Genomic DNA, 22,969 nt, shown 5'->3' on the forward strand with positions numbered 1-22,969 from the left:
AGGTATCAATGAAATATGTTAACTGGATTGTGCTAGGTGCAGTTGTGGCTGTAAGCGGTTGCCAGACAACCTCGAGAACGACAACAAAAGCTGCAACCAATGATCGTATTGAAGTTACAGAGTCAGATTATAATGCAACTAAAGCGGCACAATCTCGATTGGCATTGGGTTTAAAATACATTGAAACCGGTTATATGGAGCGTGCTAAGCAGAACCTTGTCAAAGCTTACGAGCACAACCCCGACTTACCCGATGTTTTATATGGTTTGGGTTATTACTATCAGTCAGTATATGAGTTTGATAAGGCCGATAGTTATTACCGTCGAGCATTGCGCAAAGCTCCCGACAACCCGGATTACTTAAATGCTTACGGCGCTTTTCTTTGTGAATCAAAAAAAGAATATGGAGAGGGTGTTAAGTACTTCTTAAAAGCCATTGAGCAGCCTGACTATACATCGGTCGGAGAGGCTTATGAAAATGCAGGTTTTTGCAGCTTAAATGCGAAACAGTTCACGCAAGCAGAAGAATATTTTGAAAAAGCACTGACTCTTAACCCAAATTTAGACAAATCATTGTATGGTCTAGCAAGTGTGCATTTCCAAAAAGGAAATCCTAAGCGTGCTTCGGATTACTTATATCGCTTTGAAGGGCGCACGAAGCCAACGGCTGACTCTTTGCTACTTGGCTATAAAGTCGCTCGTGAAACTGGCCATCGAGTCAGTATGAAAAGCTACGGTGAAAAATTGATGCAGCTATTTCCGAACACAAGACAAGCCACTGAATATCTAAGCATTCGATAACTTATGACTGATGATACTGAGCAAACATCGCAGGAGCATGAATTTGGTCCTGGCGCCTTATTGAAGCAAACTCGTGAAGAGCAAGGGCTTTCACTCGAGGAGGTTTCTACTCGGCTTAAGCTAACGCTAACGGTTTTGAAAAAAATTGAAAGTGACGATTATGAAGGGGACTTACCGGTAACCTTCTATCGCGGTTATTTGAAAAATTATGCCGAGTTGCTTGGACTTGATGAAGTGGATGTTAACGCTAACTTCAGCCAGTACTGTCAGAAAAACAATTTATTCAATCAGCCGCCGCCCAAGCTAGAAGGGTTTGAATTAGAGAAACCCTTTAACTCCAGTAACTGGGTTTTTAAAGTGATTACCTCCATTATTATCCTGGCTCTTTTATTTGCCATTTATTATGTGGTTGTTGAAAAAGAGTTGTGGAAAAAATTTGCTCCCGATAATGAGCAAGAGCAAAGTTTGGACATTGACGATACTGGATTACAGATCGAGCAAAGTAACCAGTCAGATACTCCATTAGAAACGGATGATCCCGTGAGTAATGACGACGCTTCTTCTGAATTGCTTATTGAAGAGGAGGAGCCGGAGGTTGAAGACAACAAGTCTGCTGATGACCTAAGAGAATCTTCGGGTGAACTTAGCTTAGAAAGCAATGCGCAAAATTCTCAAGAAACACCTCAGCCTAGTGCTGTTTCTGGTGGCATTTTGGGCTTGAACTTTAGTGATGACTGCTGGGTGCGTATCGAAGATGGTGCTGGTAAAGTGTTAGCTCTTGGAATTAAGTCTGCCGGTTCTAGCTTGCAACTATCCGGAGAAACCCCATATCACTTGACCTTGGGTAAGGCGTCAGCGGTACAATTAACTTATCAAGGCGAGTCTATCGATTTATCGGGCTATCCTGACACTCGTGCTGCTAAGCTAACACTAGGTAATGATGTTTAATCGGTAACGTCTAACCCCCTAATAGTATGTTTAAATCAATTTCTTAGCCACTTAGTTGGTGGCAAGTGAGAACCTAGTAATATGAATAACCCTTCTTGGATTCAACGTCGACAATCACGTCAAATTATGGTGGGTAATGTGCCTGTGGGCGGCGATGCTCCTATCGCTGTGCAGAGTATGACCAATACTGATACTTGTGATGTTGATGCGACTGTTGGACAAATTCAAGCATTGGCAAATACGGGGGCCGATATCGTTCGAGTTTCCGTGCCCACGATGAAAGCGGCAGAAGCCTTTAAAGAGATTAAGAAGCGCTCTCCAGTCCCATTGGTGGCCGATATTCATTTCGATTACCGTATAGCGCTAAAAGTCGCCGAGTATGGCGTCGATTGCTTGCGGATTAATCCTGGCAATATCGGTGCGGAAGAGCGTGTTAAAGCGGTGATCGATGCAGCAAAAGCGCACAATATACCAATCCGTATTGGCGTCAATGCCGGATCGCTTGAGAAAGATCTTCAGGAAAAATACGGTGAGCCGACTCCTGAGGCTTTAGTTGAGTCTGCTTATCGACATATTGATATTCTTGAGCGCCATAACTTTAAAGATTACAAGATCAGCTTAAAAGCCTCTGATGTTTACATGACAGTTGCGGCTTATCGAATTTTAGCGAAAGAAATCGATAATCCACTGCATTTAGGGATTACTGAAGCTGGAAGTTTCCGCTCGGGAACGGTTAAGTCATCAGTTGGACTTGGCATGTTATTAGCTGAAGGTATTGGTGACACCATTCGTATCTCGCTGGCGGCCGATCCGGTTGAAGAAGTAAAAGTGGGCTATGACATCCTCAAAAGCTTAGGTCTGCGCCAGCGAGGCATTAATTTGATTGCTTGTCCTTCATGCTCTCGTCAGCAGTTTGACGTGATCAAAACGGTCAATGCCTTAGAGGAGCGCCTTGAAGACGTTAATGAGCATTTAGATGTCGCTGTTATTGGTTGTGTTGTTAATGGTCCAGGTGAAGCTAAGGAAGTCTCAGTGGGGCTAACGGGCGGTTTTAAGAAAAGCATGCTGTATCAGGATGGTGAGAAGAGCCATAAAGTGGCTAATGAAGACTTGGTGGATGAGTTGGAAGCTCGCATCAGGGCACAAATTGCCGCTAAAAAAGCACAAACCGACGCAAAAACCAAAGGTGCTCAGCAGTTACCTATCGAAGAAGTGAAGTCTTAATTCCTTAAAGATTGGCTAATAACCTTATAATTTCTGAATTTTCGGCGAAATAACTACTGTTTTTCGCCAAATTCGCTATAATTTCGCACTTTCATAAAAAATATCACCAGAACGAATCGGGATAGATTTTGGCGCAGAAAATTCAAGCAATTCGCGGCATGAATGACATTTTGCCGGAACAGACTCCATACTGGCACACATTAGAGGCGATCTTGCGCCGTCTAATGGATAGCTATGGCTATTCAGAGATACGCATGCCAATCGTCGAGAAGACTCAGCTGTTTAAACGAGCAGTCGGTGAAGTGACTGATATCGTTGAAAAAGAAATGTACACCTTTGAGGACCGTAACGGCGATAGCTTGAGCTTACGTCCAGAAGGAACGGCGAGTTGTGTCCGTGCAGGAATTGAACATGGCTTGTTGTATAACCAAGAGCAACGGTTGTGGTATATGGGGCCCATGTTTCGCCATGAGCGCCCACAAAAAGGTCGCTATCGTCAGTTTCACCAGCTAGGCGTCGAAACTTTTGGTATCGCAACGGCGGATGTCGATGCGGAGCTGATTCTAATGACAGCCCGTTTGTGGAAAGAATTGGGTTTAGCTGACTCAGTGCGATTAGAAATAAACTCGCTGGGGTCTAATGAGGCTCGAGCAGCTTATCGTGATAAGTTAGTGGCGTTTTTAGAGCCGATCAAAGATCAGCTGGACGAAGACAGTCAGCGCCGACTAACCACGAATCCACTGCGTATTCTGGATAGCAAAAATCCAGAGGTTCAGGCGTTGGTCAAAGATGCACCAAAGCTGTCTGATCACTTGGACGCAGAATCCGAAGAGCACTTTAAGCAATTACGCAGAATGCTGGATGCCAATGGTATTCAATACGATATCAACACCAACTTGGTTCGTGGATTGGATTACTACAACCGCACGGTGTTTGAGTGGATCACCGATAAACTGGGAGCGCAAGGCACGATTTGTGCCGGTGGCCGCTATGATGGTTTAACCGAGCAGCTGGGTGGTCATGCGACGACAGCAAGCGGCTTTGCCATGGGTATCGAACGCATTGTTGCTTTGATGGAAGAGCTTGCGCCAATCGAGCCAACTTTAGCCGATATTTATATGGTGGCACTTGGTGATGCGGCTGAAATTAACTCAATCCAGCTTGCAGAAAAAATCCGCAATGAATTACCTCACGTCCGTGTCCGTAGTAATTTCGGTGGTGGGAACTTTAAGAAACAGTTTAAACGTGCTGACAAGAGTGGTGCTGGAATAGCGTTGGTTCTTGGTGAGCAAGAGGTGCAAGAGCAGACTATTGGTGTTAAGTTCTTGCGTGAACAAAAAGAGCAATTACAGTTGTCCCAGGCCGATTTGGTTGAGCAGCTGAAATCATTAATTAAACAGTAAGAGTTAGGAGACCAGCGATGGCTCAGTATGAAACAGAAGAACAACAGGTCGAAGCGATCAAAACATTTTGGAAAGAAAACGGTAAAGCCATCATTTTAGGTGCGATTATCGGTTTCGGGGGTATTTTTGGTTGGGATTACTATAAAGACCACCAACAAACTCAAAGCGAACAAGCTTCAGCTCAGTATGCAGAAGCGGTGGATAGCATCGTTGCGGGTAGTAACGATCAGGCTCAATTCGTTGAAAAAGCGGAAGCGATCAAGCAAAACTTCAGCACTTCAAGCTACGCAGCTTTGGCAGCGATGAAATTGGCTGAACTAGAAGTTTCAAACGAGAATTTAGACGCTGCTGTGGAACAATTGCGCTGGGTTGTTGACCAAGGTAATGAGACCTTTACTCCAGTAGCACAGGTTCGTTTGGCTCGAGTTCTGTTGGCACAAGAAAAATACGATGCCGCGATTAGTCAGGCTGACTCAGTGACTGCGGAAGCATACCAGTCGAGTGCTTTATTGGTAAAAGGTGAAGCTCAACTCGCTAAAGGTAATCGTGAAGCGGCTAAGAATGCCTTCATAGAAGCACGTGATGCTTCAGCGGCTGCGGTTCACCCTTTGTTGGCGCTTCGCTTATCTGAGTTTGGGATCGAAAAATAATTAATACGATAATTCGTTTAGCGACGACTATTCTTCAACACAGGATACAGTATGACATTTAATGTTAAATCAAAATTATTAACTTCATTAGCGGCGTGCGTATTACTAGCTGCTTGCTCTGACGAAATCGTGAATGAGCCGACTGAGCTTGATGATGTCGAGTCACAGTTTGAGATCGACGTCCGTTGGTCTGAGTCTGTGGGCGAAGGAGCCGATGATAAGTTTAATGATTTAACACCAGCGGTTTGGAATAACTACATTATCACTGCTGATATTGAGGGACTGGTCACTGCATTTGATCGTGAGTCTGGTGATATTCAGTGGGAAGTGCAGTTAAACGAGCCTTTGTCAGGCGGAATTAGTGCGAATGCGGGCTTAGTCGCTATTGGCTCTAAAAAAGCAAAAGTTATTGTGCTTAACGTTGAAGATGGTAGTGAGTTATGGCGTGCTGATGTTTCTAGTGAGGTTTTAGCCAAGCCAGCTATCGAAGGCACCAAAGTTATCGTCAGAACTGCGGATGGTCGTATTTTCGCATTAGATAGCACCGACGGTGACCAAGAGTGGTTCTATGACCGTGTTATCCCAAGCCTAACGATTCGTGGTACCTCAGCACCTTTAGCCACAAACGGTATTGTGCTGACAGGCTTTGCTAACGGTAAGTTAGCGGCTTTTAATATTGATTCTGGTGATCTGTTGTGGGAACAGCGCGTATCGTCGCCTCGTGGTAGCTCGGATATTTCGCGTATTGTTGATGTGGACACCACACCGGTTCTGTACGGAAACACACTGTATGGAGCGGGCTATAATGGCTTCGCTATCGCCATGGATTTAACCAATGGTCGTTATTTATGGCGTGAAGAATTATCAACGGTAAAAGACTTGCTGGTTGATACGCTGCGAGTGTATGCAGTGACTACCGACGGTACTGTGGTTGCGATTAATCGTACGACAGGTGATGTTGCTTGGAAACAAGAAGGTCTAAAATACCGTAGTCCGACAGCGGCCGCCGAACTGGGTGATAATCTGGTCGTTGGTGACTTTGAAGGTTATGTCCACTTTTTAGATAAGTCTTCGGGCGAGTTTGTGGCGCGTGATCATTTAGATGATTACGGCTTTGCGCACAAACCTATTGTTACTGATGATGAAGTGATTCTGACCAGTCGTTTTGGTTTTATGTATGTCTTCAACAAAGTTGAAGAAGATTCTGACGAGTAATTTTTATGCTTCCTGTTATCGCGCTCGTTGGTCGTCCCAACGTTGGCAAATCTACGCTATTCAATCGACTGACCAAGTCGCGCGATGCCCTTGTAGCTAACCTTCCAGGCTTAACTCGTGATCGTCAATACGGTCAGGCGAAGTTAAATGGACAGCCCTTTATCGTCGTTGATACTGGTGGTATCGCTGGTGACGAAGAGGGGATTGATGACTTAATGGCGAAACAATCGCTACAAGCGGTTGAAGAAGCTGACATCGTTTTGTTCATGGTTGACGCCAGAACTGGTATGACGGCGGCTGATGAGTATGTTGCTGAGCAATTACGTCGTGAGCAAAAACCTGTAATTTTAGTGGTCAATAAGATTGATGGTGTGCATGCGGATGCTGCATTAGCCGACTACTATAGTTTTGGTTACAGCAATATTTTAGGCATAGCAGCCGAGCATGGTCGTGGCGTTTCGGCGCTGATAGATAATGTTCTCGACAGCCTTGAATTAGAGCCAGTCAACGAAGAAGAGCAAACCATTGAAGAGCTTGAAGCTCGTGGCTTGAAACTTGCCGTAGTTGGGCGTCCGAATGTTGGTAAATCAACCCTGATTAATCGTTTTCTCGGTGAAGAGCGAGTGGTGGTTTTCGATATGCCGGGAACCACTCGTGACAGTATTTACATTGAGATGGAGCGACGAGGCAAACCTTATACCTTGATTGATACCGCTGGTGTTCGACGCCGCGGCAAGGTCAAAGAAACCGTCGAAAAGTTTTCCGTGCTTAAAACGTTGCAAGCTATTGGTGATGCAAACGTTGTGGTCATGGTCATGGACGCTCGCGAGCCGATTACGGATCAAGATTTAAGTCTTGTCAGCCACATTATTGATGCTGGCCGCTCGATGGTGATAGCGATTAACAAATGGGATGGCATGACCGAAGAGCAGCGCGATGACGTTAAGCTAGAAATCGATCGACGTTTAGGCTTTGTAGACTTCGCCCGAATTCACTTTATTTCAGCGTTGCATGGCTCTAACGTTGGCCACTTGTGGGAATCCGTTGATGAGGCGTGGGAAAGCGCTTTAATTGAAATGTCGGCATCTCAATTAACTCGCTTGTTAGAGCAGGCTTATGAACGTCATCAGCCCCCAGCAATTAAAGGCCGACGGATAAAGCTTCGCTATGCGCATCCGGGTGGGCACAATCCACCATTGATCGTTATTCATGGTAAGCAAGTGAGTAAGTTACCGGAAAGCTATAAACGTTACTTGGTGAACTTCTACCGCAAAAAACTTAACCTAATTGGCACGCCTATCCGGCTTGAGACTAAAGAAGGGGATAACCCTTTCGCAGACAAAACCAACAAAAGTCGTGAGCTTTCCCGCCGTCAGCGCTTGAAGAAAAAGCGCGCCATTAAAAAGTTCGGGAAGAAATAATACTACAAGAAGTAAGTCTTATTCAGGCTTACTTCTTACCTCCCCATCACTAAATTTGGTCACTAAAGCCTTTGCTTTCTTAGCTGCTTTAGCACTCCTTAAAGCCTTTCCATCCTCGTCAGTGGTAATCGTATAGCCTCGTTCAAGTGTTGCTAATGGGCTGATATCGTGAAGTTTTTGTGCGCTCAGTGCGAAGTGCTGCTTAAACTCTTTAAGTTGTTGATTCATGGCTTGATGTAATTGTTTGTGCCACGAGCTCAGTTTGTCTTGGGAGTCCTGTAAATGCTTTTGTGGCTTGTAACTGTTTAGCCTCGTTATTGAGTTTTTCAGGACGGTTTTTTGGTTTTCGAGGTAGCGCGCTTGGGCACTGATAAGCTGCTTAATAAGGCGCTCAAGATCCGTTTGGCTTTGAGCCAGCCGTTGTTTGGGGTGAACAATTCTTGAGGTCAGTTTATCCAGCTTGGCTTGTTCGATCTGCAGCTTATGCTGAAACTCATTGGTCAAGCGACGCTCAAACGTTTGAAACTTATGGATGATATCAACGCGGTTAGGAACGAGTAGCTCGGCGGCTGCTGATGGGGTCGGTGCTCTTAAATCTGCCACTAAGTCACTGATCGAAGTATCGACTTCATGACCTACTGCTGAAACCACTGGAGTCGCGCTGCTTCGGATAGCTCGAGCAAGCTTTTCATCATTAAAACACCACATATCCTCTAAGGAACCCCCGCCACGGGTAACCAACAATACGTCACACTCAGCCCGCTCATTGGCAATATTAAGTTGCTCAATAATGGTTTTTGCGGCTTTTTCTCCTTGGACCTGAGTCGGGTAGATCATTACCGGAACCTGAGGCATGCGGCGTTTTAGTACGGTTAATACATCACGTATGGCAGCACCTGTGGGTGAGGTAATGATGCCGATTTTATTGGGTAGTGTTGGGATAGGTCGCTTTAGCTCTTCGGCAAATAACCCTTCGTTGTTGAGCTTTTCCTTGAGGCGGTTAAAGGCAATTTGTAAGGCGCCTTCGCCTGCAGGCTCCATGTATTCGCCAATCAGTTGTAAGTCACCTCGTGGCTCATACAAGCTGATTTTGGCGCGCATTAGCACTTGTTGTCCGTCTTCGGGAGTAAACCTGACACTACGGTTTCGATTCTTGAACATGGCGCAACGCAGCTGTGAGTCAGCATCCTTTAGCGTGAAGTACCAGTGACCAGAGCGTGGCGTGGCTAAGTTTGAAATTTCACCCGTGATCCAGATTTGACCAATCTCGCTTTCGAGTTGGCGACGGACGTTTAGCGCCAATTCTGTGACACTATAGACTTTGCGTTGTTCGGTTGGTTCTTGCGGCTGTAATATTGGTTGTATCATGCTGAAAATCGCGTGAATTAGTTATTTACCTTAATGGTGGAGACACGTTATAATAACGCGCTTCATCTAGTCAGCGCCTGTCGTGCTGACGCTAAATAATACGTGGTACACCCTATGCGTATTATAGAGGAAGCTCTAACCTTTGACGATGTTTTATTAGTACCAGGACATTCTACCGTCCTTCCAGCCGATGCTGACCTGCGTACTAAAATCACCCGTGAGTTCGCTCTAAATATTCCACTTGTTTCCGCTGCGATGGATACTGTGACAGAATCAAGTCTTGCTATTGCGTTGGCGCAAGAAGGTGGGATGGGCTTCATTCACAAGAATATGTCTATCGAGCAGCAAGCTGAACATGTTCGCCGCGTGAAAAAATTCGAAAGCGGTATCGTTAGCGATCCGATTACTGTTACTCCTGATACAACTATTGGCCAGTTAAAGCAAATGACGGCTCAACATGGTATTTCAGGGATGCCGGTAGTAGAAGGTGATCAGCTGGTCGGTATCGTGACCAACCGTGATATTCGATTTGAAACTCGTGATGGACAGCCTGTATCGTCGGTTATGACGCCAAAAGAGCGCCTTGTAACTGTACAGGAAGGCGCCAGCCAGGAAGAAATCCTAGACAAGTTACACAGCAACCGAATCGAGAAGCTTTTGGTCGTTAACGACAACTTTGACCTTAAAGGCTTAATCACCGTTAAAGATATTAATAACGCTGAAACCAAGCCAAATGCTTGCAAAGACCGCTATGGTCATTTACGTGTTGGTGCCGCTGTCGGTACTGGCGCAGAAACGCCAGATCGAGTGTCAGCGATCATTGAAGCAGGTGTAGACATCATTTTGGTTGATACCTCTCATGGTCATTCACAAGGCGTATTGGATCGCGTTAAGTGGGTTAAAGAAAATTACCCAGACAAACAAGTGATTGGTGGAAACGTTGCCACTGGTGCTGGCGCTCGTGCGTTAGTTGATGCTGGTGCTGATGGCGTTAAGGTCGGTATTGGCCCAGGCTCAATTTGTACCACGCGTATCGTGACTGGCGTTGGTGTTCCACAAATCTCAGCCATTTCAAGCGTGGCGAAAGAGCTTGAAGGTACTGGGATTCCATTTATCGCAGACGGCGGTATCCGCTTCTCTGGTGATATGTGTAAAGCTATCGCTGCTGGTGCTTACAGTGTGATGGTTGGCTCGATGCTAGCCGGTACAGAAGAAGCTCCGGGCGAAGTTGAGTTATATCAGGGACGTTCTTACAAGTCATACCGCGGTATGGGCTCTTTAGGTGCGATGTCACAAAAGAATAGCTCAGCGGATCGTTATTTCCAAAGCTCAAATGCAGCGGATAAATTAGTGCCAGAAGGTATCGAAGGTCGTGTGCCTTACAAAGGTTATATGACATCAATCGTTCATCAGATGATGGGTGGTTTACGTTCAAGTATGGGCCTAACCGGCTGTAAAACGATTGAAGACGTTCGTACTAAAGCGCAGTTTGTTCGAGTAACGAGTGCGGGCATGAGTGAGAGTCATGTGCATGATGTTTCGATTACTAAAGAGGCGCCAAACTATCAAGTCTAACTTGTTAAAGTGTTCAATCTCGTTGTTAAATCAATTTGAATGTTTGCTCATTTGTAAAAACACAAACTTCGCAAATTACAATTGATTTAACTCGACCTTGAACATTTTTCCTGAGTTATACATAGAGTGACTGTTAGAAGTCGGATAAGCCAAGCCGCAGATTATAACTGCGGCTTTTTGATTTTTTTCAACTGTGGGAAGTCGTCCCGCAGTGTGAGTAGCTAACCTAGAAAGGTAAGAAGATGCAAACAGATATTCATGATCATCGTATATTGATTTTGGACTTTGGTTCTCAGTACACACAACTGATTGCACGACGTGTTCGTGAAATTGGCGTTTACTGTGAGTTGGTGCCTTTCGATGTTAGCGACGACTATATTCGTGAGTTTAATCCTCAAGGTATCATCTTGTCAGGTAGTCCCGAATCGGTTTCTGGCGAGGGCACACCGCGAGCACCAGAACTTGTTTTTGAGCTAGGCATTCCAGTACTGGGTATTTGCTATGGCATGCAAACCATGGCGTATCAGTTTGGTGGCAAAGTAGGTGGTTCTGAAAAGCGTGAGTTCGGTTACGCAGAAGTTTTTATCAATACCCCGAATAAATTATTGGATGGTATCGAGGATCGGTTCAATACAGAAGGTAAGGCGTTGCTCGACGTTTGGATGAGTCACGGCGACAAGGTTCTTGAAGTTCCAGAAAGTTTTGAAGTCATCGCTTCTAGTGAAAATGCACCTATCGCGGCAATAGCTCATAAAGAAAAACCGTTCTATGGCATCCAATTCCACGCAGAAGTGACTCACACCAAGCAGGGCGGACGCATGTTGGAGCGCTTTGTCACAGAAATTTGTGGCTGTGAGCGTTTATGGACGGCGGAAAATATCATTGACGACGCTATTGAGCAAATCAAAGAACAGGTCGGTGATGATGAAGTTGTTTTAGGTTTATCCGGCGGCGTTGACTCATCAGTGACAGCCATGCTTTTGCACCGAGCAATCGGTAAAAATTTGACCTGTGTTTTTGTTGATAATGGTCTATTACGTTTAAACGAAGCTGATCAAGTGATGGCGATGTTTGGTGACAACTTTGGTTTAAACATTATTCGCATTGATGCTGAAGATCGTTTCTTAAATGAGCTAAAAGGCATCGATGAACCAGAAGCTAAACGCAAAATTATCGGCAAAGTGTTCGTTGATATTTTTGACGAAGAATCTAAGAAGTTAACCAATGCTAAGTGGTTGGCCCAAGGCACGATTTATCCTGACGTTATTGAGTCAGCAGGCGCCAAAACAGGCAAAGCTCATGTCATCAAGTCGCACCACAACGTCGGCGGCTTACCAGAAACCATGGAACTTAAGCTTGTTGAGCCTTTGCGTGAACTCTTCAAGGACGAAGTGCGCAAAATTGGTCTAGAGCTAGGCTTACCCTACGACATGCTATACCGCCACCCATTCCCAGGGCCCGGTCTAGGCGTTCGTATTCTCGGTGAAGTTAAGAAAGAGTACGCGGACTTATTACGTCGTGCGGACGCGATTTTTATCGAAGAATTGTACAAGCATGACTTGTACCATAAAACCAGTCAGTCGTTTACCGTATTCTTGCCAGTACGTTCTGTAGGCGTGATGGGTGATGGTCGTAAATATGACTATGTTGTCGCATTGCGAGCCGTAGAGACTATCGACTTTATGACTGCTCGTTGGGCTCACTTGCCGTATGAGTTCTTGGAGCATGTCTCCGGTCGTATTATTAACGAAGTTGATGGGATTTCACGAGTTACTTATGATATTTCGTCGAAGCCACCAGCTACTATTGAGTGGGAGTAAATTTATCTTTTTGGAATAATACTTCGTTAAAAGAGTGCTCGCTCGGTCATTTACTTTTTGTAAACTCCCTTCGCTGTGCGCTCTTTTGCCTTGTCTTCTACCAAAAATCTTAAATTTACAGATTTGCTTGCTAACAAATTCTTTCCATAATATATAACATTAAAATTGAAGGCAAAGTTGGTTCCCCTTTGGAGTTTGCCGAGAACGATAAAATTATAGGATATAGGATGGGTTAGCGACTAGCGTAATCCATCGCTTTAAATCATGATTGACTTCACTGATAAAGATCATCAATTTATGCAGCGAGCCTTTGAGTTAGCCGAAATGGCTAAGGAGAAGGGCGAGGTGCCTGTCGGTGCTGTTTTAGTGAAGGGTGATACAGTCATTGGAGAGGGCTTTAACCAGCCCATTTTGAGCAATGATCCGACGGCGCATGCTGAAGTGGTGGCTCTGCGCGAAGCTGGAAAAGTATTAGAGAATTATCGCCTGGTTGATACCACTTTGTATGTGACGCTTGAGCCTTGCGCTATGTGCGCCATGGCTTTGGTTCATGCTAGAGTGGCTCGCATCGTTTATGCTACAGATGATCCTCGCACTGGCGCTGGTGGGAGTGTGCTGAACATTCTTGAGCATGAGTCCTTCAATCATCATTGTGAGGTCGAGACTGGCTTGTTAAAAGAGCAATGTTCTGAGCAGTTAAAGGCTTTCTTTAAGGCTAAACGCGATAAAAAGCGCAGCAAATAACCAAATTATATTTGACAAACTTTCGATTTTTACTATATTCAAACACATGAGAACATTATTAATCGTTAAAAAACACAGCAAGAAGGCGCTAAAAAAACGCGTCCTATTATGCTGTGGGTGAATGAAACGATAGTAATTACGAATCAATGAAACCCGCACAGGACATCCTTTGCGGGTTTTTTTATGCCTAATGAAAACATTACATATTGAGGAATAGGAGAATGGCAACAAACAACTCTTGGCATTTGCTTAAGTTTGGGGGAACGAGCGTTTCCACTCGCCAAAACTGGGATAATATTGCGAGCATTATTAAGCGCAAACGTGCTAAAGGTAAGAAGGTGTTTGTTGTGCACTCGGCTGTCAGCACCGTTTCAAACCGACTTGAGGCATTGATCGAGCTGGCGCGACTGGGTGAATACCATACGGCTTATGAGGAGTTGATCAATCTTCATCAGCGTCTACTTGCTGAGATGGAGTTACCAAACGATTTACTGAATGATCGTTACAGTTATCTCAAACGATTAATAGATGGTATTCACTTGCTGGGTGAGGTTAGCGACAGAGTCCGAGCCCTAGTAATGGCACAGGGTGAGCTTTGGTCTACTACTATTGGGCAGACTTATCTTGGCAAGGTGTTTGACGAGTCGGTTGCTTGGCTTGATGCGCGGGACTACTTGTATGCTCGTGAAAGTCGAAATCTGGATTACCTCTGTGCGAGCTGTCATTTTGAGCCTGATCAATCATTGCTTGAAGCCGTTGAGCAGAACCCTGTAGTGATTACTCAAGGCTTTATAGCGAATACTCGTGATGATGAAACTGTTTTGCTAGGGCGGGGCGGGTCTGACACTTCAGCGGCTTATTTCGCGGCGAAAGTTGAAGCAGAGCGGTTAGAAATTTGGACTGATGTTCCAGGAATCTTCACGGCGAATCCAAACCAAGTTGCGAGCGCACGCTTGCTTAAACAGCTTAACTATGAAGAAGCCCAAGAGATGGCGTCAGCCGGCGCTAAGGTTTTGCATCCACGAGCTATCCGACCGGCTCAAATTAGCCAAATTCCAATTTATATTCGTTCCACCATAGACCCTGACATTGATGGTACCGTGATTAGCGGCATCGAAAATAGTTGGGGCATGGTCAAAGCGATTACGGCGAAAGAACAAATCACTTTAATTTCGATGGAAAGTCAGGGAATGTGGCAGCAAGCCGGGTTTTTGGCTGATATCTTTGCCATTTTTAAGCAACATAATGTATCGGTGGATTTGGTCTCAACGTCAGAAACCAATATTACAGTCAGCTTAGACAGCTTGACGCAAGTGGTGAATGATAGGCAGTTAAAAGGTTTGATTGAAGAGCTATCCGACATGTGTCGCGTTAAAGTGATGCAGAATTGTTCAGCTGTTTCTATTGTGGGTAAAAATGTACGTGCAATATTACATAAAATCGCGCCAGCATTTTCAATTTTTGAAACCTATAAAGTCTACCTATTGTCACAAGCTGCTTCTGATTTAAACCTAACCTTTGTGATTGATGATGAGCATAGTAGCAAAGTTATATCGGCGTTACATGAACTGTTAATCACCAATAATCCAAACAGTGAAATATTAGGGCCGACGGCCAAAGAATTAAAGCAAACCGACAGCTCGGTTGAGACTAGGAAGTGGTGGCTGGACAAACGAGACACGATAGAGATGTGCCTGTCAGAGCGTGATAGTGCTTATATCTATCACTTAGACTCGATTAAAGACAATATTCAAAACTTACAAAGTATCAGCGCTATTGATCGTATTTTCTTTGCCGTTAAGTCCAATAATAATCGAGATGTATTACAGACCGCTTATAACGCTGGAATCGGCTTTGAGACCGTTTCAAGCGGTGAGGTGAATCATATATTGGAGTTATTTCCCAGTATTGATAAATCACGAATATTCTTTACACCAAATTTTGCCGATAAGCGAGAGTACGATGAAATATTGCAAAAAGGGATTCGTCTGACACTAGATAGTACTTACCCGTTAAAACACTGGCCAGAAATTTTTGAAGGGAAAGAAATCTTTTTACGGGTCGATCCAAATATCGGTAAGGGCCACCATGAAAACGTTAGAACGGCTGGAGCAACGTCTAAATTCGGGATTCCCATCTACGAGCTAGAAGAGCTTGCCCCCATTATTGAGCACCATAATATCGATATTGTTGGACTGCATGCTCACGCAGGAAGTGGCATTTTAACCAATGAGCACTGGGCAGAGCATGCTCGATTATTAGCTGAGACGGCTTCTCTTTTTCCACGAGTGAAGTATTTAAACTTGGGGGGTGGCTTTGGCATTAAAGAACGCGCACAACAAACCGAGTTAACCATGGGGCAAATTGACCAAAGTTTACAGGTTGTTAAAGCTGAGTTTCCACAGTATCAACTTTGGATTGAACCAGGTCGTTATATTTCGGCGAATACGGGTGTGTTGGTTTCAAAGGTTACTCAAGTGAAGCAGAAACAAAACTACTATTATGTTGGTTTGAACACGGGTATGAACTCGCTCATGCGTCCAGCGCTTTATGGTTCGTTCCACAACATCGTTAATCTTACTCGCTTGGATGCTGAAAAAGAACATTTAGCGACCATTGTCGGGCCGATTTGTGAGAGTACGGATAAGCTGGGTGTTGAAATTCCCTTCCCTGAAACCTTTGAAGGGGACTTGATACTGATTGAAAATGCTGGCGCTTACGGACGTGTGATGGCGACTCAATATAATATGCGTCAGCCAGCAGAAGAGGTGTGTATTTAAGTTAAGTCTGTAATAGAGCCATTCCGCGTTTGGGAATGGCTACTAACACATTACAGAATGTGGTACTTCACTTTAATTTTTGAAGCGTCCTGATTTAAACCTTTCCACATTAAACAGTAGGTTTGCTTAATGGGAGCTTCAAAAGATTGTTTTATAGAGGATACGTTGTGAGGCTCAATGGGGTAGCTGACTTTTTCTCCTTCATGGAAATGAAGGTTAAACTCCACGTCATGGTTTGATTGAAAATCAAAGCTTAAGGTTTGCCCAGCGTCCATTTCTGGGCAAATCTCTCCAATCTCATTCTGATGAGTCGTCACGAGGATAAAATGCTTGTTACTTGAGTCATCGGCTACTAACGGTAATGAGCTTGCCAATAGAGTGAGACTGCCTAAAAATAGTGTTTTCATCATATCCCCATTTCAGTTTAGTTTTGTCTTACAGTGATTTAAGCTGTTGACGTTGTTCCTCAACTTTTTTCAAGGTTGATTCAACTTCGGCAAGCTTCCCTCGCTCCTTTTCAACAACTGCCTCTGGAGCTTTATCGGTAAAGTTAGGGTTGTTTAGTTTACCCGCAATGCGCTGTAATTCTTTTTCCAACTTATCGGCTTCTTTATCCAGTCGAGCAAGTTCTTGTTCAACGTCAATAAGTCCAGCCATTGGAATCAAAATTTCCATGTCACCCGCCAAAGCAGTCGCTGACATTGGGGCTTCATCTCCGGCCTCTAACCACTGAATAGATTCCAACTTGGCGAGTTTTGACAAGAAAGTTTTGTTGTCATTGAGGCGCGTTTTGTCTTGGTCGGAGCCATTTCTAAACAATACGCTAAGCGGCTTACCCGGCGCTATGTTCATTTCGCCACGGATATTACGAACGCCAACGATGACTTTTTTCAGCCATTCAATATCTTGCTCTGAATTTGTGTCTATCTGGCTTGCGTCAGCTTGTGGGAAGTCTTGGAGCATGATGCTAGGTCGATCTTCAGTTTTTGTGCCAGCCAGCTGAGACACTTTCTGCCAGATTTCTTCAGTAATAAAGGGCATGAAAGGGTGTAACAAGCGCATCAGCGATTCAAGCACGGTAACCAGTGTATGGCGAGTACCACGCTTTGCTGCTTCTGAATATTCGTCACTATAAAGTACTGGCTTAGAAAGCTCTAAATACCAGTCACAGTAAGTGTTCCAAGTGAATTCATAGAGGGCATTAGATGCTAAGTCAAAACGATAAGTCTCAACGGCTTTTTCAAACTCCGTAATGGTTTTTTGAAACTCGCTCTTAATCCAGCGATCGGCGAGACTAAGCTCCATGTCGTTATTGTTTAGCCCCGTGTCCTGATCTTCCGTGTTCATTAGGACGTAGCGTGCTGCATTCCAAATTTTGTTACAGAAGTTTCGGTAGCCCTCAACACGATTTAAATCGAAGTTAATGTCACGGGATGTAGAAGCCATGGCGCAGAAAGTAAAGCGCATCGCATCCGTACCATAGGCTTCGATACCGTCAGGGAATTGCTTGCGCGTACGCTTCGCAATTTTCTCGGCAGCTTTCGGGTTCATCATGCCGGTCGTACGTTTTTCGACTAAGGCGTCTAGCTCGATGCCATCAATAATGTCGATTGGATCGAGAACGTTACCTTTCGACTTAGACATTTTTTGACCTTGTTCGTCACGAATGAGGCCTGTAATGTAAATCTCTTTGAAAGGAATCTTGCCAGTAAACTTTAAGCCCATCATGATCATTCTGGCGACCCAGAAGAAAATAATGTCAAAACCGGTTACTAGAACACTGGTCGGTAAAAAGGTTTCTAGTTCTGGTGTTTTCTCGGGCCAGCCTAATGTCGCAAAAGGCCAAAGCGCTGAAGAGAACCAGGTGTCCAAAACATCTTCATCACGACGTAATTCAATGTCGCCCAAGTTGTACTTTTCACGAACCTCTTCTTCAGTGCGGCCGACATAAACGTCGCCTTTGTTGTCGTACCATGCTGGAATTTGATGTCCCCACCAAAGCTGGCGGCTAATACACCAGTCTTGAATGTTTTCCATCCAGTGATAGTAAGTATTTGACCAGTTTTCTGGCACGAATTTTATGTCGCCATCTTTTACTGCTTTTAACGCTGGCTCAGCCAGTGGCGCAATTTTTACATACCATTGAGGCGTAAGATACGGTTCGATAACAACGCCACTACGGTCACCCTTAGGAACTTTAAGCTTATGAGGTTCAATTTTTTCCATTAAGCCCAACGCTTCAAAGTCTTCAATGATTTTCTTACGGGCTTCATAGCGATCTAAGCCACGATAAGCTTCAGGAGCATTGTCATTGATGTGGGCTGTTGGCGTTAAAATATTGATCAGTTCTAAGTCATGACGTTGACCCATTTCGTAGTCATTAAAGTCATGGGCGGGAGTGATTTTAACGCAGCCACTACCAAAATCTTTTTCGACGTAATCATCAGCGATGATAGGGATTTGGCGACCAGTCAAGGGTAAGTCGATGGTCTTGCCAATTAAACCTTGATAGCGCTCATCTTCAGGGTGTACGGCAACCGCGCTGTCTCCCAGCATGGTTTCTGGACGAGTGGTGGCGATAATCACATGGCCAGAGCCATCGCTCAGCGGATAGCGCATGTGCCATAAGTGACCATCTTCTTCATGCGACTCAACTTCGAGATCCGATACCGCTGTTAGAAGTTTAGGGTCCCAGTTGACCAGTCGGTCACCACGATAAATGAGGCCTTCATCATAAAGTTGGACAAAGGTTTCTAACACGGCTTCGGATAAATCATCATCCATGGTAAAAGCTTCGCGTGACCAGTCACAAGAATCGCCCATGCGGCGCATTTGCTTGGTGATGGTGCCGCCAGAATGTTCTTTCCACTCCCAAACCTTATCAACAAAGGCTTCTCGCCCAAGGTCGTGTCGGCTCTTACCTTCGCGATCGAGTAAGCGTTCAACCACCATCTGGGTGGCGATACCGGCATGGTCTGAGCCTGGCTGCCAAAGAGTATTCTCACCCTTCATCCGGTGGTAACGAGTCAAAGCATCCATGATCGTATGCTGAAAAGCGTGCCCCATGTGCAAACTACCGGTGACATTCGGCGGTGGGATCATGATGCAGTAACTGTCATCATTGCCTTCTGCTCCGCCTTTTGGTGAGAAATAGTCGTTATCTTCCCACTTCTTGTAGGTTTCTTGCTCGATTGCTTGCGGGTTATATGCTTTATCCATGGTTATGTCGTGGTTTCTGCAGTTTTAGTAACAAAGCCTTGAATTATAACGCTTGTGAGCGAGATATCTATATTTCGAGGATATTTATTCTTTAAACAGTGCTACAAAACACCGTTACTCGTATCGGTAGTCCCTTTTGATTGAAAGTGAGCGCTGTAAGTTACTGATTAACAATAACTTTAAACCGTTTCTTTTTGTTCGGGCTTTTTTCCAGTGTAAACGAAGGAGGGCGGTAGGTTTAGCGGTACCCAGTTAGTTTTTAGGTGGGGAAAGTATTCTTTAATCAGCGACTTGTCGCTCAACCAATATTGGTACTGTAAAAATACCCCATTTGGCTTAAGTACCGAGCGGATATGCGTTAAAAGTTCATGCTTCATTTCAAGCGGGAATAAGGCGAGCGGAAGGCAAGAAACGAGGCAGTCAACGCTGTTAATTGCAAAGTCTTCGACAATATCGAGAGCCGAGCTGTGCTTGAGGCTGAACCTTGGGTGCTCAATTTTATTGAGTAAAGGCAATAGCTCTTCTGAAATCTCATAGGCTGTGAGGTGCGCCTTTTGCGGCATATATTTCAACAATTCTTTGGTAATAATGCCATCTCCAGCACCCAGTTCAATGATGGTTTGGGCATCTGATGGAATTTGCTTTGCTAGGTTGCGAGCCAAGAATTTAGAGCTACGGGCTATGCTGCCTGTACTTTTTAAGTTTTTTAATGCGTAGCGGGTAAAGCCCTTCATGCGGTTCCTAGTAGTAAATAGTGAGTCGTAATATGTTATGTAGTGTGACGTTTTTATGATCTTATTACCATAAGAAATATCACTCTTAATCGATTATTACAAACCTTATGTTGTCTTTATTTCTTTTGGTTCTTTAGCCGCGAGTGACTCTCGTTCATTTTTTATGCACTCGTTAATGACTTCTTCATACAGAACGAGATGTTTCTTGGGCAGTAACCAGCGAAGCCATTTGGAATGTTTTTGGTAGAGATCTGAGTTAACCATCTCTTCAACGCTATCGAACTGATGGGTTTCGCCATTAATTTTAATTTCAGGTTTGAGTAAGCTTTGTCTGATTTTTTCTTTCGCTTCTTCATCGCTGATATTCGTATCAAAGAGTTTGCCTTTGTGTTTTTCTTTCAGCTTACTGAAACTGTTTGGCCTTAAGTCAAAATAGATCTTAAGCGCAATCATAACCAAGGCGACGCCGAGCGTATTTTCGAACAGGGTTGCGATAAAACCACCAGCGATGATCGCGATATGCAGCACAATGATTCGCTTGTAAGGCCTAAACATTTCAGCCGGAATAGAATCGAACTCACGATTTCGGTAAGCCAGGATAAACTCGACGAGGTGCGCAATCAGCATCGCAAAGATGGTCAGTTGAATCCCTTGCTGCGACAGCATAAAGCCTGTGACGTTAAAAATATTGCCGCTCATGGCAGCGTTAGCGCCTAGGAGTTGTTCATCGAAGAAGCTGGCTACAAAGCTACCGTGGCCGAAAGTAAAAAAGCCATAGTGAACACAGAAAAAAGCTGCCATGAAAAGCCCGCCAAACCGAAACATAGGCGGTGTATCAGGACGAATGGTCATACGGCAAAAAGTAAAAATACCAATAATGATATTCTCAAACCAGTAAAGGAAGATGATATCGAATGCGCTCCAGTAACCCAGCAAAACGCCAATCAGTGGAACAATGTTTGCTAAAGCAACCGCAATTTTGCCTTTACTGAGTTTAGCGTTGTTACTTTGCTCTAGCTCCATGCTTAGTACTTTTTATGATCGAGAGGATAGCCTCTTCCACGATAGAACTTATAGCGTTCGCGTGCAGACGCTTTATCGGCTTCTTCATTCGGCACAATTTCGAAGCATTTAAGGAAGTAGCTAAAGAACGGCTGTACCTCGCCACTTAAATTGATTAAGCAGTCATGCTGATTTTCAGGAGGCTTTTGCTCAGAAGTGGCGTAGCCGATTTGAACCGGCGGGGGTCTGTTAGGCCCTTCTCCAACAATGTTATGAGGAACAAAGTCATCAAGTTCTTGCGTCCATAACCATTCGTCAACAGCATGCGCCTGCTCTTCATCTTTAGCGTGGATGTAGACTTTACGTCCTTGTTTGTACAAACTCTGGACGCATTTACCAATCAGGCGCAGATAAGCTTCTACGCCTGATTGACTTTCCAGTAAGTGAAAACCTACTTGGGTCATGAGCTTAACCTTACTTAGAACGGTTAATCACGATTTGTGATAGCAATGGTACTGGGCGGCCCGTTGCACCTTTTTCAGCGCCAGACTTCCAAGCCGTACCTGCGATATCGATATGTGCCCAGCGGTATTTCTTAGTGAACTTCGACAGGAAGCAACCCGCGGTAATACTGCCAGCTGGCATGCCACCAAGGTTGGTGAAGTCGGCAACGTTACTCTTAAGTTGCTCGTGATACTCGTCCCAAATGGGTAAACGCCAAACGCGGTCAGTTGCCATCTCGCTAGCGGTTTCAATTTCGTTCGCCAAGGCATTGTTGTTGCTCATGACGCCAGAAGCTTCGTGACCCAGTGCGACGATAACAGCACCGGTTAAGGTTGCTACGTCAATCACAATCTCAGGATCGTACTTATCGATGTAAGTTAAAGCATCACAAAGTACTAAACGGCCTTCGGCATCGGTGTTTAAGATTTCGATGGTTTGACCTGATAAAGACGTTACCACATCACCCGGACGACTGGCTTTTCCACTAGGCATATTTTCAGCTGCAGCAACGACACCAATGACATTGATCGGTAAGCCCATTTCAGCAACCGATTTGATTAGGCCAAACACCGAGGCTGCACCGCCCATGTCGAACTTCATTTCGTCCATCTTGGCGCCAGGTTTTAAAGAGATACCGCCCGTATCGAAGGTAATACCTTTGCCCACGAATACGAGAGGCTTATCACCTTTTGTACCGCCGTTGTATTCCATGCAAATTAATTTGCCAGGTTCATCCGAGCCTTGTGAAACCGAGACAAATGCGCCGGCGCCCATCTCTTTTAATTCAGACTCATCAAGGATGTTTGTAGTGATGCTCGAATATTCTTTCGCCAACTCTTCAGCCTTATTCGCCAAGTAAGTTGGGTTACAGATGTTACCCGGTAGGTTCGCTAGATCACGCGTTAGGGCTTGGCCTGCTGTAATCGAGCATGCATGCTTAATCGCTTTTTCACCTTCCGGTAAATCCCCGCGAGACTCAATGAACAGGGTCATCTTGCGCAGTGGACGACGCGTTTCAGGCTTTTCACTTTTCAGTTGATCGAAAACGTATAAACTATCATTCGCTGCTTCTACCGCGAAGCGCACTTTCGAGTAAAGTTCTTGGCCTTTAACATTTAATAGAGGTAGTGAGTTGATCGCATCAGTCGCGCCCGTTTCGTTAAGTAACTTGATGACCTTACCGCAAATTTTCTTATATTTGATGGCATCAAACTCGCGTTCTTTACCACAGCCAACCAACAAAACTCGGTCACAGCTTGTGCCTGGAACGCTATGAAGTAACAAAGTTTGTCCGAACTTACCTTCCATATCGCCACGCTTGACGATAGCGTTGATATAGCCTTCGCTAATGTCATCAATCTGCTGTGCTGGAGCAGACAGTTTACGAGATTCAAATACACCTACGATTAAGCAACCTGTTTTTTGTTTTTCTGGGCTACCACTCTTTACAAAGAATTCCATAGATCACCTGCAAATTGTTAATTTTCGTTTATAATGCCGGTATTGGCATAAACCGTGCCCATAGTTTAACTGATATTGCCATAAATACCAGTTTCTGGGCA

At 44.7% G+C, this 22,969-nt stretch carries 18 protein-coding genes; 11 read left to right on the plus strand and 7 right to left on the minus strand.

Going from position 1 to position 22,969, the window contains the following annotated elements:
• Nucleotides 1-8: 8 nt before the first annotated feature.
• The 7 genes from pilW to der all read left to right on the plus strand — a co-directional run bounded on the left by pilW (nucleotide 9) and on the right by der (nucleotide 7,661).
• Nucleotides 9-800 (plus strand): type IV pilus biogenesis/stability protein PilW, encoded by a 792-nt coding sequence (gene pilW / locus ABD943_RS10095; RefSeq protein ID WP_345293064.1) that lies wholly within the window; start codon nucleotides 9-11, stop codon nucleotides 798-800.
• A 3-nt stretch (nucleotides 801-803) separates the two neighbouring features.
• The gene (locus ABD943_RS10100; protein ID WP_345293065.1) at nucleotides 804-1,748 is read left to right on the plus strand and encodes a RodZ domain-containing protein; all 945 of its coding nucleotides are present in this window, start codon (nucleotides 804-806) and stop codon (nucleotides 1,746-1,748) included.
• Nucleotides 1,749-1,829: 81 nt separating this feature from the next.
• Nucleotides 1,830-2,972: a flavodoxin-dependent (E)-4-hydroxy-3-methylbut-2-enyl-diphosphate synthase gene (gene ispG, locus ABD943_RS10105; protein ID WP_345293066.1), complete on the plus strand. Its 1,143-nt coding sequence runs from the start codon at nucleotides 1,830-1,832 to the stop codon at nucleotides 2,970-2,972.
• Between the two features lie 128 nt (nucleotides 2,973-3,100).
• Nucleotides 3,101-4,375, plus strand: a complete 1,275-nt coding sequence (hisS, locus tag ABD943_RS10110; protein WP_345293067.1) for a histidine--tRNA ligase — start codon at nucleotides 3,101-3,103, stop codon at nucleotides 4,373-4,375.
• Nucleotides 4,376-4,392: 17 nt separating this feature from the next.
• On the plus strand, nucleotides 4,393-5,025 hold the full coding sequence (locus tag ABD943_RS10115) for a YfgM family protein (RefSeq protein WP_345293068.1): 633 nt from the start codon (nucleotides 4,393-4,395) through the stop codon (nucleotides 5,023-5,025).
• A gap of 51 nt (nucleotides 5,026-5,076) precedes the next feature.
• Nucleotides 5,077-6,240, plus strand: coding sequence for an outer membrane protein assembly factor BamB (gene bamB, locus ABD943_RS10120; protein ID WP_345293069.1), 1,164 nt, complete (start codon nucleotides 5,077-5,079; stop codon nucleotides 6,238-6,240).
• 5 nt (nucleotides 6,241-6,245) lie between these two features.
• Nucleotides 6,246-7,661 (plus strand): ribosome biogenesis GTPase Der, encoded by a 1,416-nt coding sequence (der, locus tag ABD943_RS10125; protein WP_345293070.1) that lies wholly within the window; start codon nucleotides 6,246-6,248, stop codon nucleotides 7,659-7,661.
• Nucleotides 7,662-7,679: 18 nt separating this feature from the next.
• On the opposite strand, the gene xseA is transcribed toward der, so the two are convergent.
• On the minus strand, nucleotides 7,680-9,029 hold the full coding sequence (gene xseA / locus ABD943_RS10130) for an exodeoxyribonuclease VII large subunit (RefSeq protein ID WP_345293071.1): 1,350 nt from the start codon (nucleotides 9,027-9,029) through the stop codon (nucleotides 7,680-7,682).
• A 114-nt stretch (nucleotides 9,030-9,143) separates the two neighbouring features.
• On the opposite strand from xseA, the gene guaB reads away from it, so the two are divergent.
• The 4 genes from guaB to ABD943_RS10150 all read left to right on the plus strand — a co-directional run bounded on the left by guaB (nucleotide 9,144) and on the right by ABD943_RS10150 (nucleotide 15,948).
• Nucleotides 9,144-10,604, plus strand: a complete 1,461-nt coding sequence (gene guaB / locus ABD943_RS10135; RefSeq protein ID WP_345293072.1) for an IMP dehydrogenase — start codon at nucleotides 9,144-9,146, stop codon at nucleotides 10,602-10,604.
• A 242-nt stretch (nucleotides 10,605-10,846) separates the two neighbouring features.
• Nucleotides 10,847-12,424 carry a glutamine-hydrolyzing GMP synthase gene (gene guaA / locus ABD943_RS10140; RefSeq protein ID WP_345293073.1) on the plus strand — a complete coding sequence of 526 codons (1,578 nt, stop codon included), beginning with the start codon at nucleotides 10,847-10,849 and terminating at the stop codon, nucleotides 12,422-12,424.
• Nucleotides 12,425-12,688: 264 nt separating this feature from the next.
• Entirely contained in the window at nucleotides 12,689-13,168 is a 480-nt protein-coding gene (gene tadA, locus ABD943_RS10145; RefSeq protein ID WP_345293074.1) for a tRNA adenosine(34) deaminase TadA, read from the plus strand.
• Between the two features lie 221 nt (nucleotides 13,169-13,389).
• Entirely contained in the window at nucleotides 13,390-15,948 is a 2,559-nt protein-coding gene (locus ABD943_RS10150; protein ID WP_345293075.1) for a bifunctional aspartate kinase/diaminopimelate decarboxylase, read from the plus strand.
• Between the two features lie 50 nt (nucleotides 15,949-15,998).
• Here ABD943_RS10150 and ABD943_RS10155 read toward each other — a convergent pair whose 3' ends face one another.
• From ABD943_RS10155 to ABD943_RS10180, 6 genes are all read right to left on the minus strand, one after another.
• Nucleotides 15,999-16,358: a hypothetical protein gene (locus ABD943_RS10155; protein WP_345293076.1), complete on the minus strand. Its 360-nt coding sequence runs from the start codon at nucleotides 16,356-16,358 to the stop codon at nucleotides 15,999-16,001.
• Nucleotides 16,359-16,383: 25 nt separating this feature from the next.
• Nucleotides 16,384-19,167, minus strand: a complete 2,784-nt coding sequence (locus ABD943_RS10160; RefSeq protein WP_345293077.1) for a valine--tRNA ligase — start codon at nucleotides 19,165-19,167, stop codon at nucleotides 16,384-16,386.
• A gap of 179 nt (nucleotides 19,168-19,346) precedes the next feature.
• Nucleotides 19,347-19,901, minus strand: coding sequence for a class I SAM-dependent methyltransferase (locus ABD943_RS10165; RefSeq protein ID WP_345293078.1), 555 nt, complete (start codon nucleotides 19,899-19,901; stop codon nucleotides 19,347-19,349).
• Nucleotides 19,902-20,006: 105 nt separating this feature from the next.
• Nucleotides 20,007-20,924, minus strand: a complete 918-nt coding sequence (locus ABD943_RS10170) for a DUF6498-containing protein (protein ID WP_345293079.1) — start codon at nucleotides 20,922-20,924, stop codon at nucleotides 20,007-20,009.
• A gap of 2 nt (nucleotides 20,925-20,926) precedes the next feature.
• Nucleotides 20,927-21,367, minus strand: a complete 441-nt coding sequence (locus tag ABD943_RS10175; RefSeq protein ID WP_345293080.1) for a DNA polymerase III subunit chi — start codon at nucleotides 21,365-21,367, stop codon at nucleotides 20,927-20,929.
• Between the two features lie 10 nt (nucleotides 21,368-21,377).
• Nucleotides 21,378-22,868, minus strand: coding sequence for a leucyl aminopeptidase (locus ABD943_RS10180; protein WP_345293081.1), 1,491 nt, complete (start codon nucleotides 22,866-22,868; stop codon nucleotides 21,378-21,380).
• Nucleotides 22,869-22,969: the final 101 nt, after the last annotated feature.

The organism is Kangiella marina (assembly GCF_039541235.1).
GTDB lineage: Bacteria > Pseudomonadota > Gammaproteobacteria > Enterobacterales > Kangiellaceae > Kangiella > Kangiella marina.

Excerpts from the sequence above, each read along its gene's own strand:
- bamB (WP_345293069.1), top strand. The coding sequence starts at position 5,077 with ATGACATTTAATGTTAAATCAAAATTATTAACTTCATTAGCGGCGTGC.
- der (WP_345293070.1), top strand. The coding sequence starts at position 6,246 with ATGCTTCCTGTTATCGCGCTCGTTGGTCGTCCCAACGTTGGCAAATCT.
- ABD943_RS10100 (WP_345293065.1), top strand. The coding sequence starts at position 804 with ATGACTGATGATACTGAGCAAACATCGCAGGAGCATGAATTTGGTCCT.
- guaA (WP_345293073.1), top strand. The coding sequence starts at position 10,847 with ATGCAAACAGATATTCATGATCATCGTATATTGATTTTGGACTTTGGT.
- tadA (WP_345293074.1), top strand. The coding sequence starts at position 12,689 with ATGATTGACTTCACTGATAAAGATCATCAATTTATGCAGCGAGCCTTT.
- pilW (WP_345293064.1), top strand. The coding sequence starts at position 9 with ATGAAATATGTTAACTGGATTGTGCTAGGTGCAGTTGTGGCTGTAAGC.
- ABD943_RS10115 (WP_345293068.1), top strand. The coding sequence starts at position 4,393 with ATGGCTCAGTATGAAACAGAAGAACAACAGGTCGAAGCGATCAAAACA.
- ABD943_RS10155 (WP_345293076.1), bottom strand. The coding sequence starts at position 16,358 with ATGATGAAAACACTATTTTTAGGCAGTCTCACTCTATTGGCAAGCTCA.
- xseA (WP_345293071.1), bottom strand. The coding sequence starts at position 9,029 with ATGATACAACCAATATTACAGCCGCAAGAACCAACCGAACAACGCAAA.
- ABD943_RS10170 (WP_345293079.1), bottom strand. The coding sequence starts at position 20,924 with ATGGAGCTAGAGCAAAGTAACAACGCTAAACTCAGTAAAGGCAAAATT.
- ispG (WP_345293066.1), top strand. The coding sequence starts at position 1,830 with ATGAATAACCCTTCTTGGATTCAACGTCGACAATCACGTCAAATTATG.
- ABD943_RS10175 (WP_345293080.1), bottom strand. The coding sequence starts at position 21,367 with ATGACCCAAGTAGGTTTTCACTTACTGGAAAGTCAATCAGGCGTAGAA.
- ABD943_RS10180 (WP_345293081.1), bottom strand. The coding sequence starts at position 22,868 with ATGGAATTCTTTGTAAAGAGTGGTAGCCCAGAAAAACAAAAAACAGGT.
- guaB (WP_345293072.1), top strand. The coding sequence starts at position 9,144 with ATGCGTATTATAGAGGAAGCTCTAACCTTTGACGATGTTTTATTAGTA.
- ABD943_RS10165 (WP_345293078.1), bottom strand. The coding sequence starts at position 19,901 with ATGAAGGGCTTTACCCGCTACGCATTAAAAAACTTAAAAAGTACAGGC.
- ABD943_RS10150 (WP_345293075.1), top strand. The coding sequence starts at position 13,390 with ATGGCAACAAACAACTCTTGGCATTTGCTTAAGTTTGGGGGAACGAGC.
- ABD943_RS10160 (WP_345293077.1), bottom strand. The coding sequence starts at position 19,167 with ATGGATAAAGCATATAACCCGCAAGCAATCGAGCAAGAAACCTACAAG.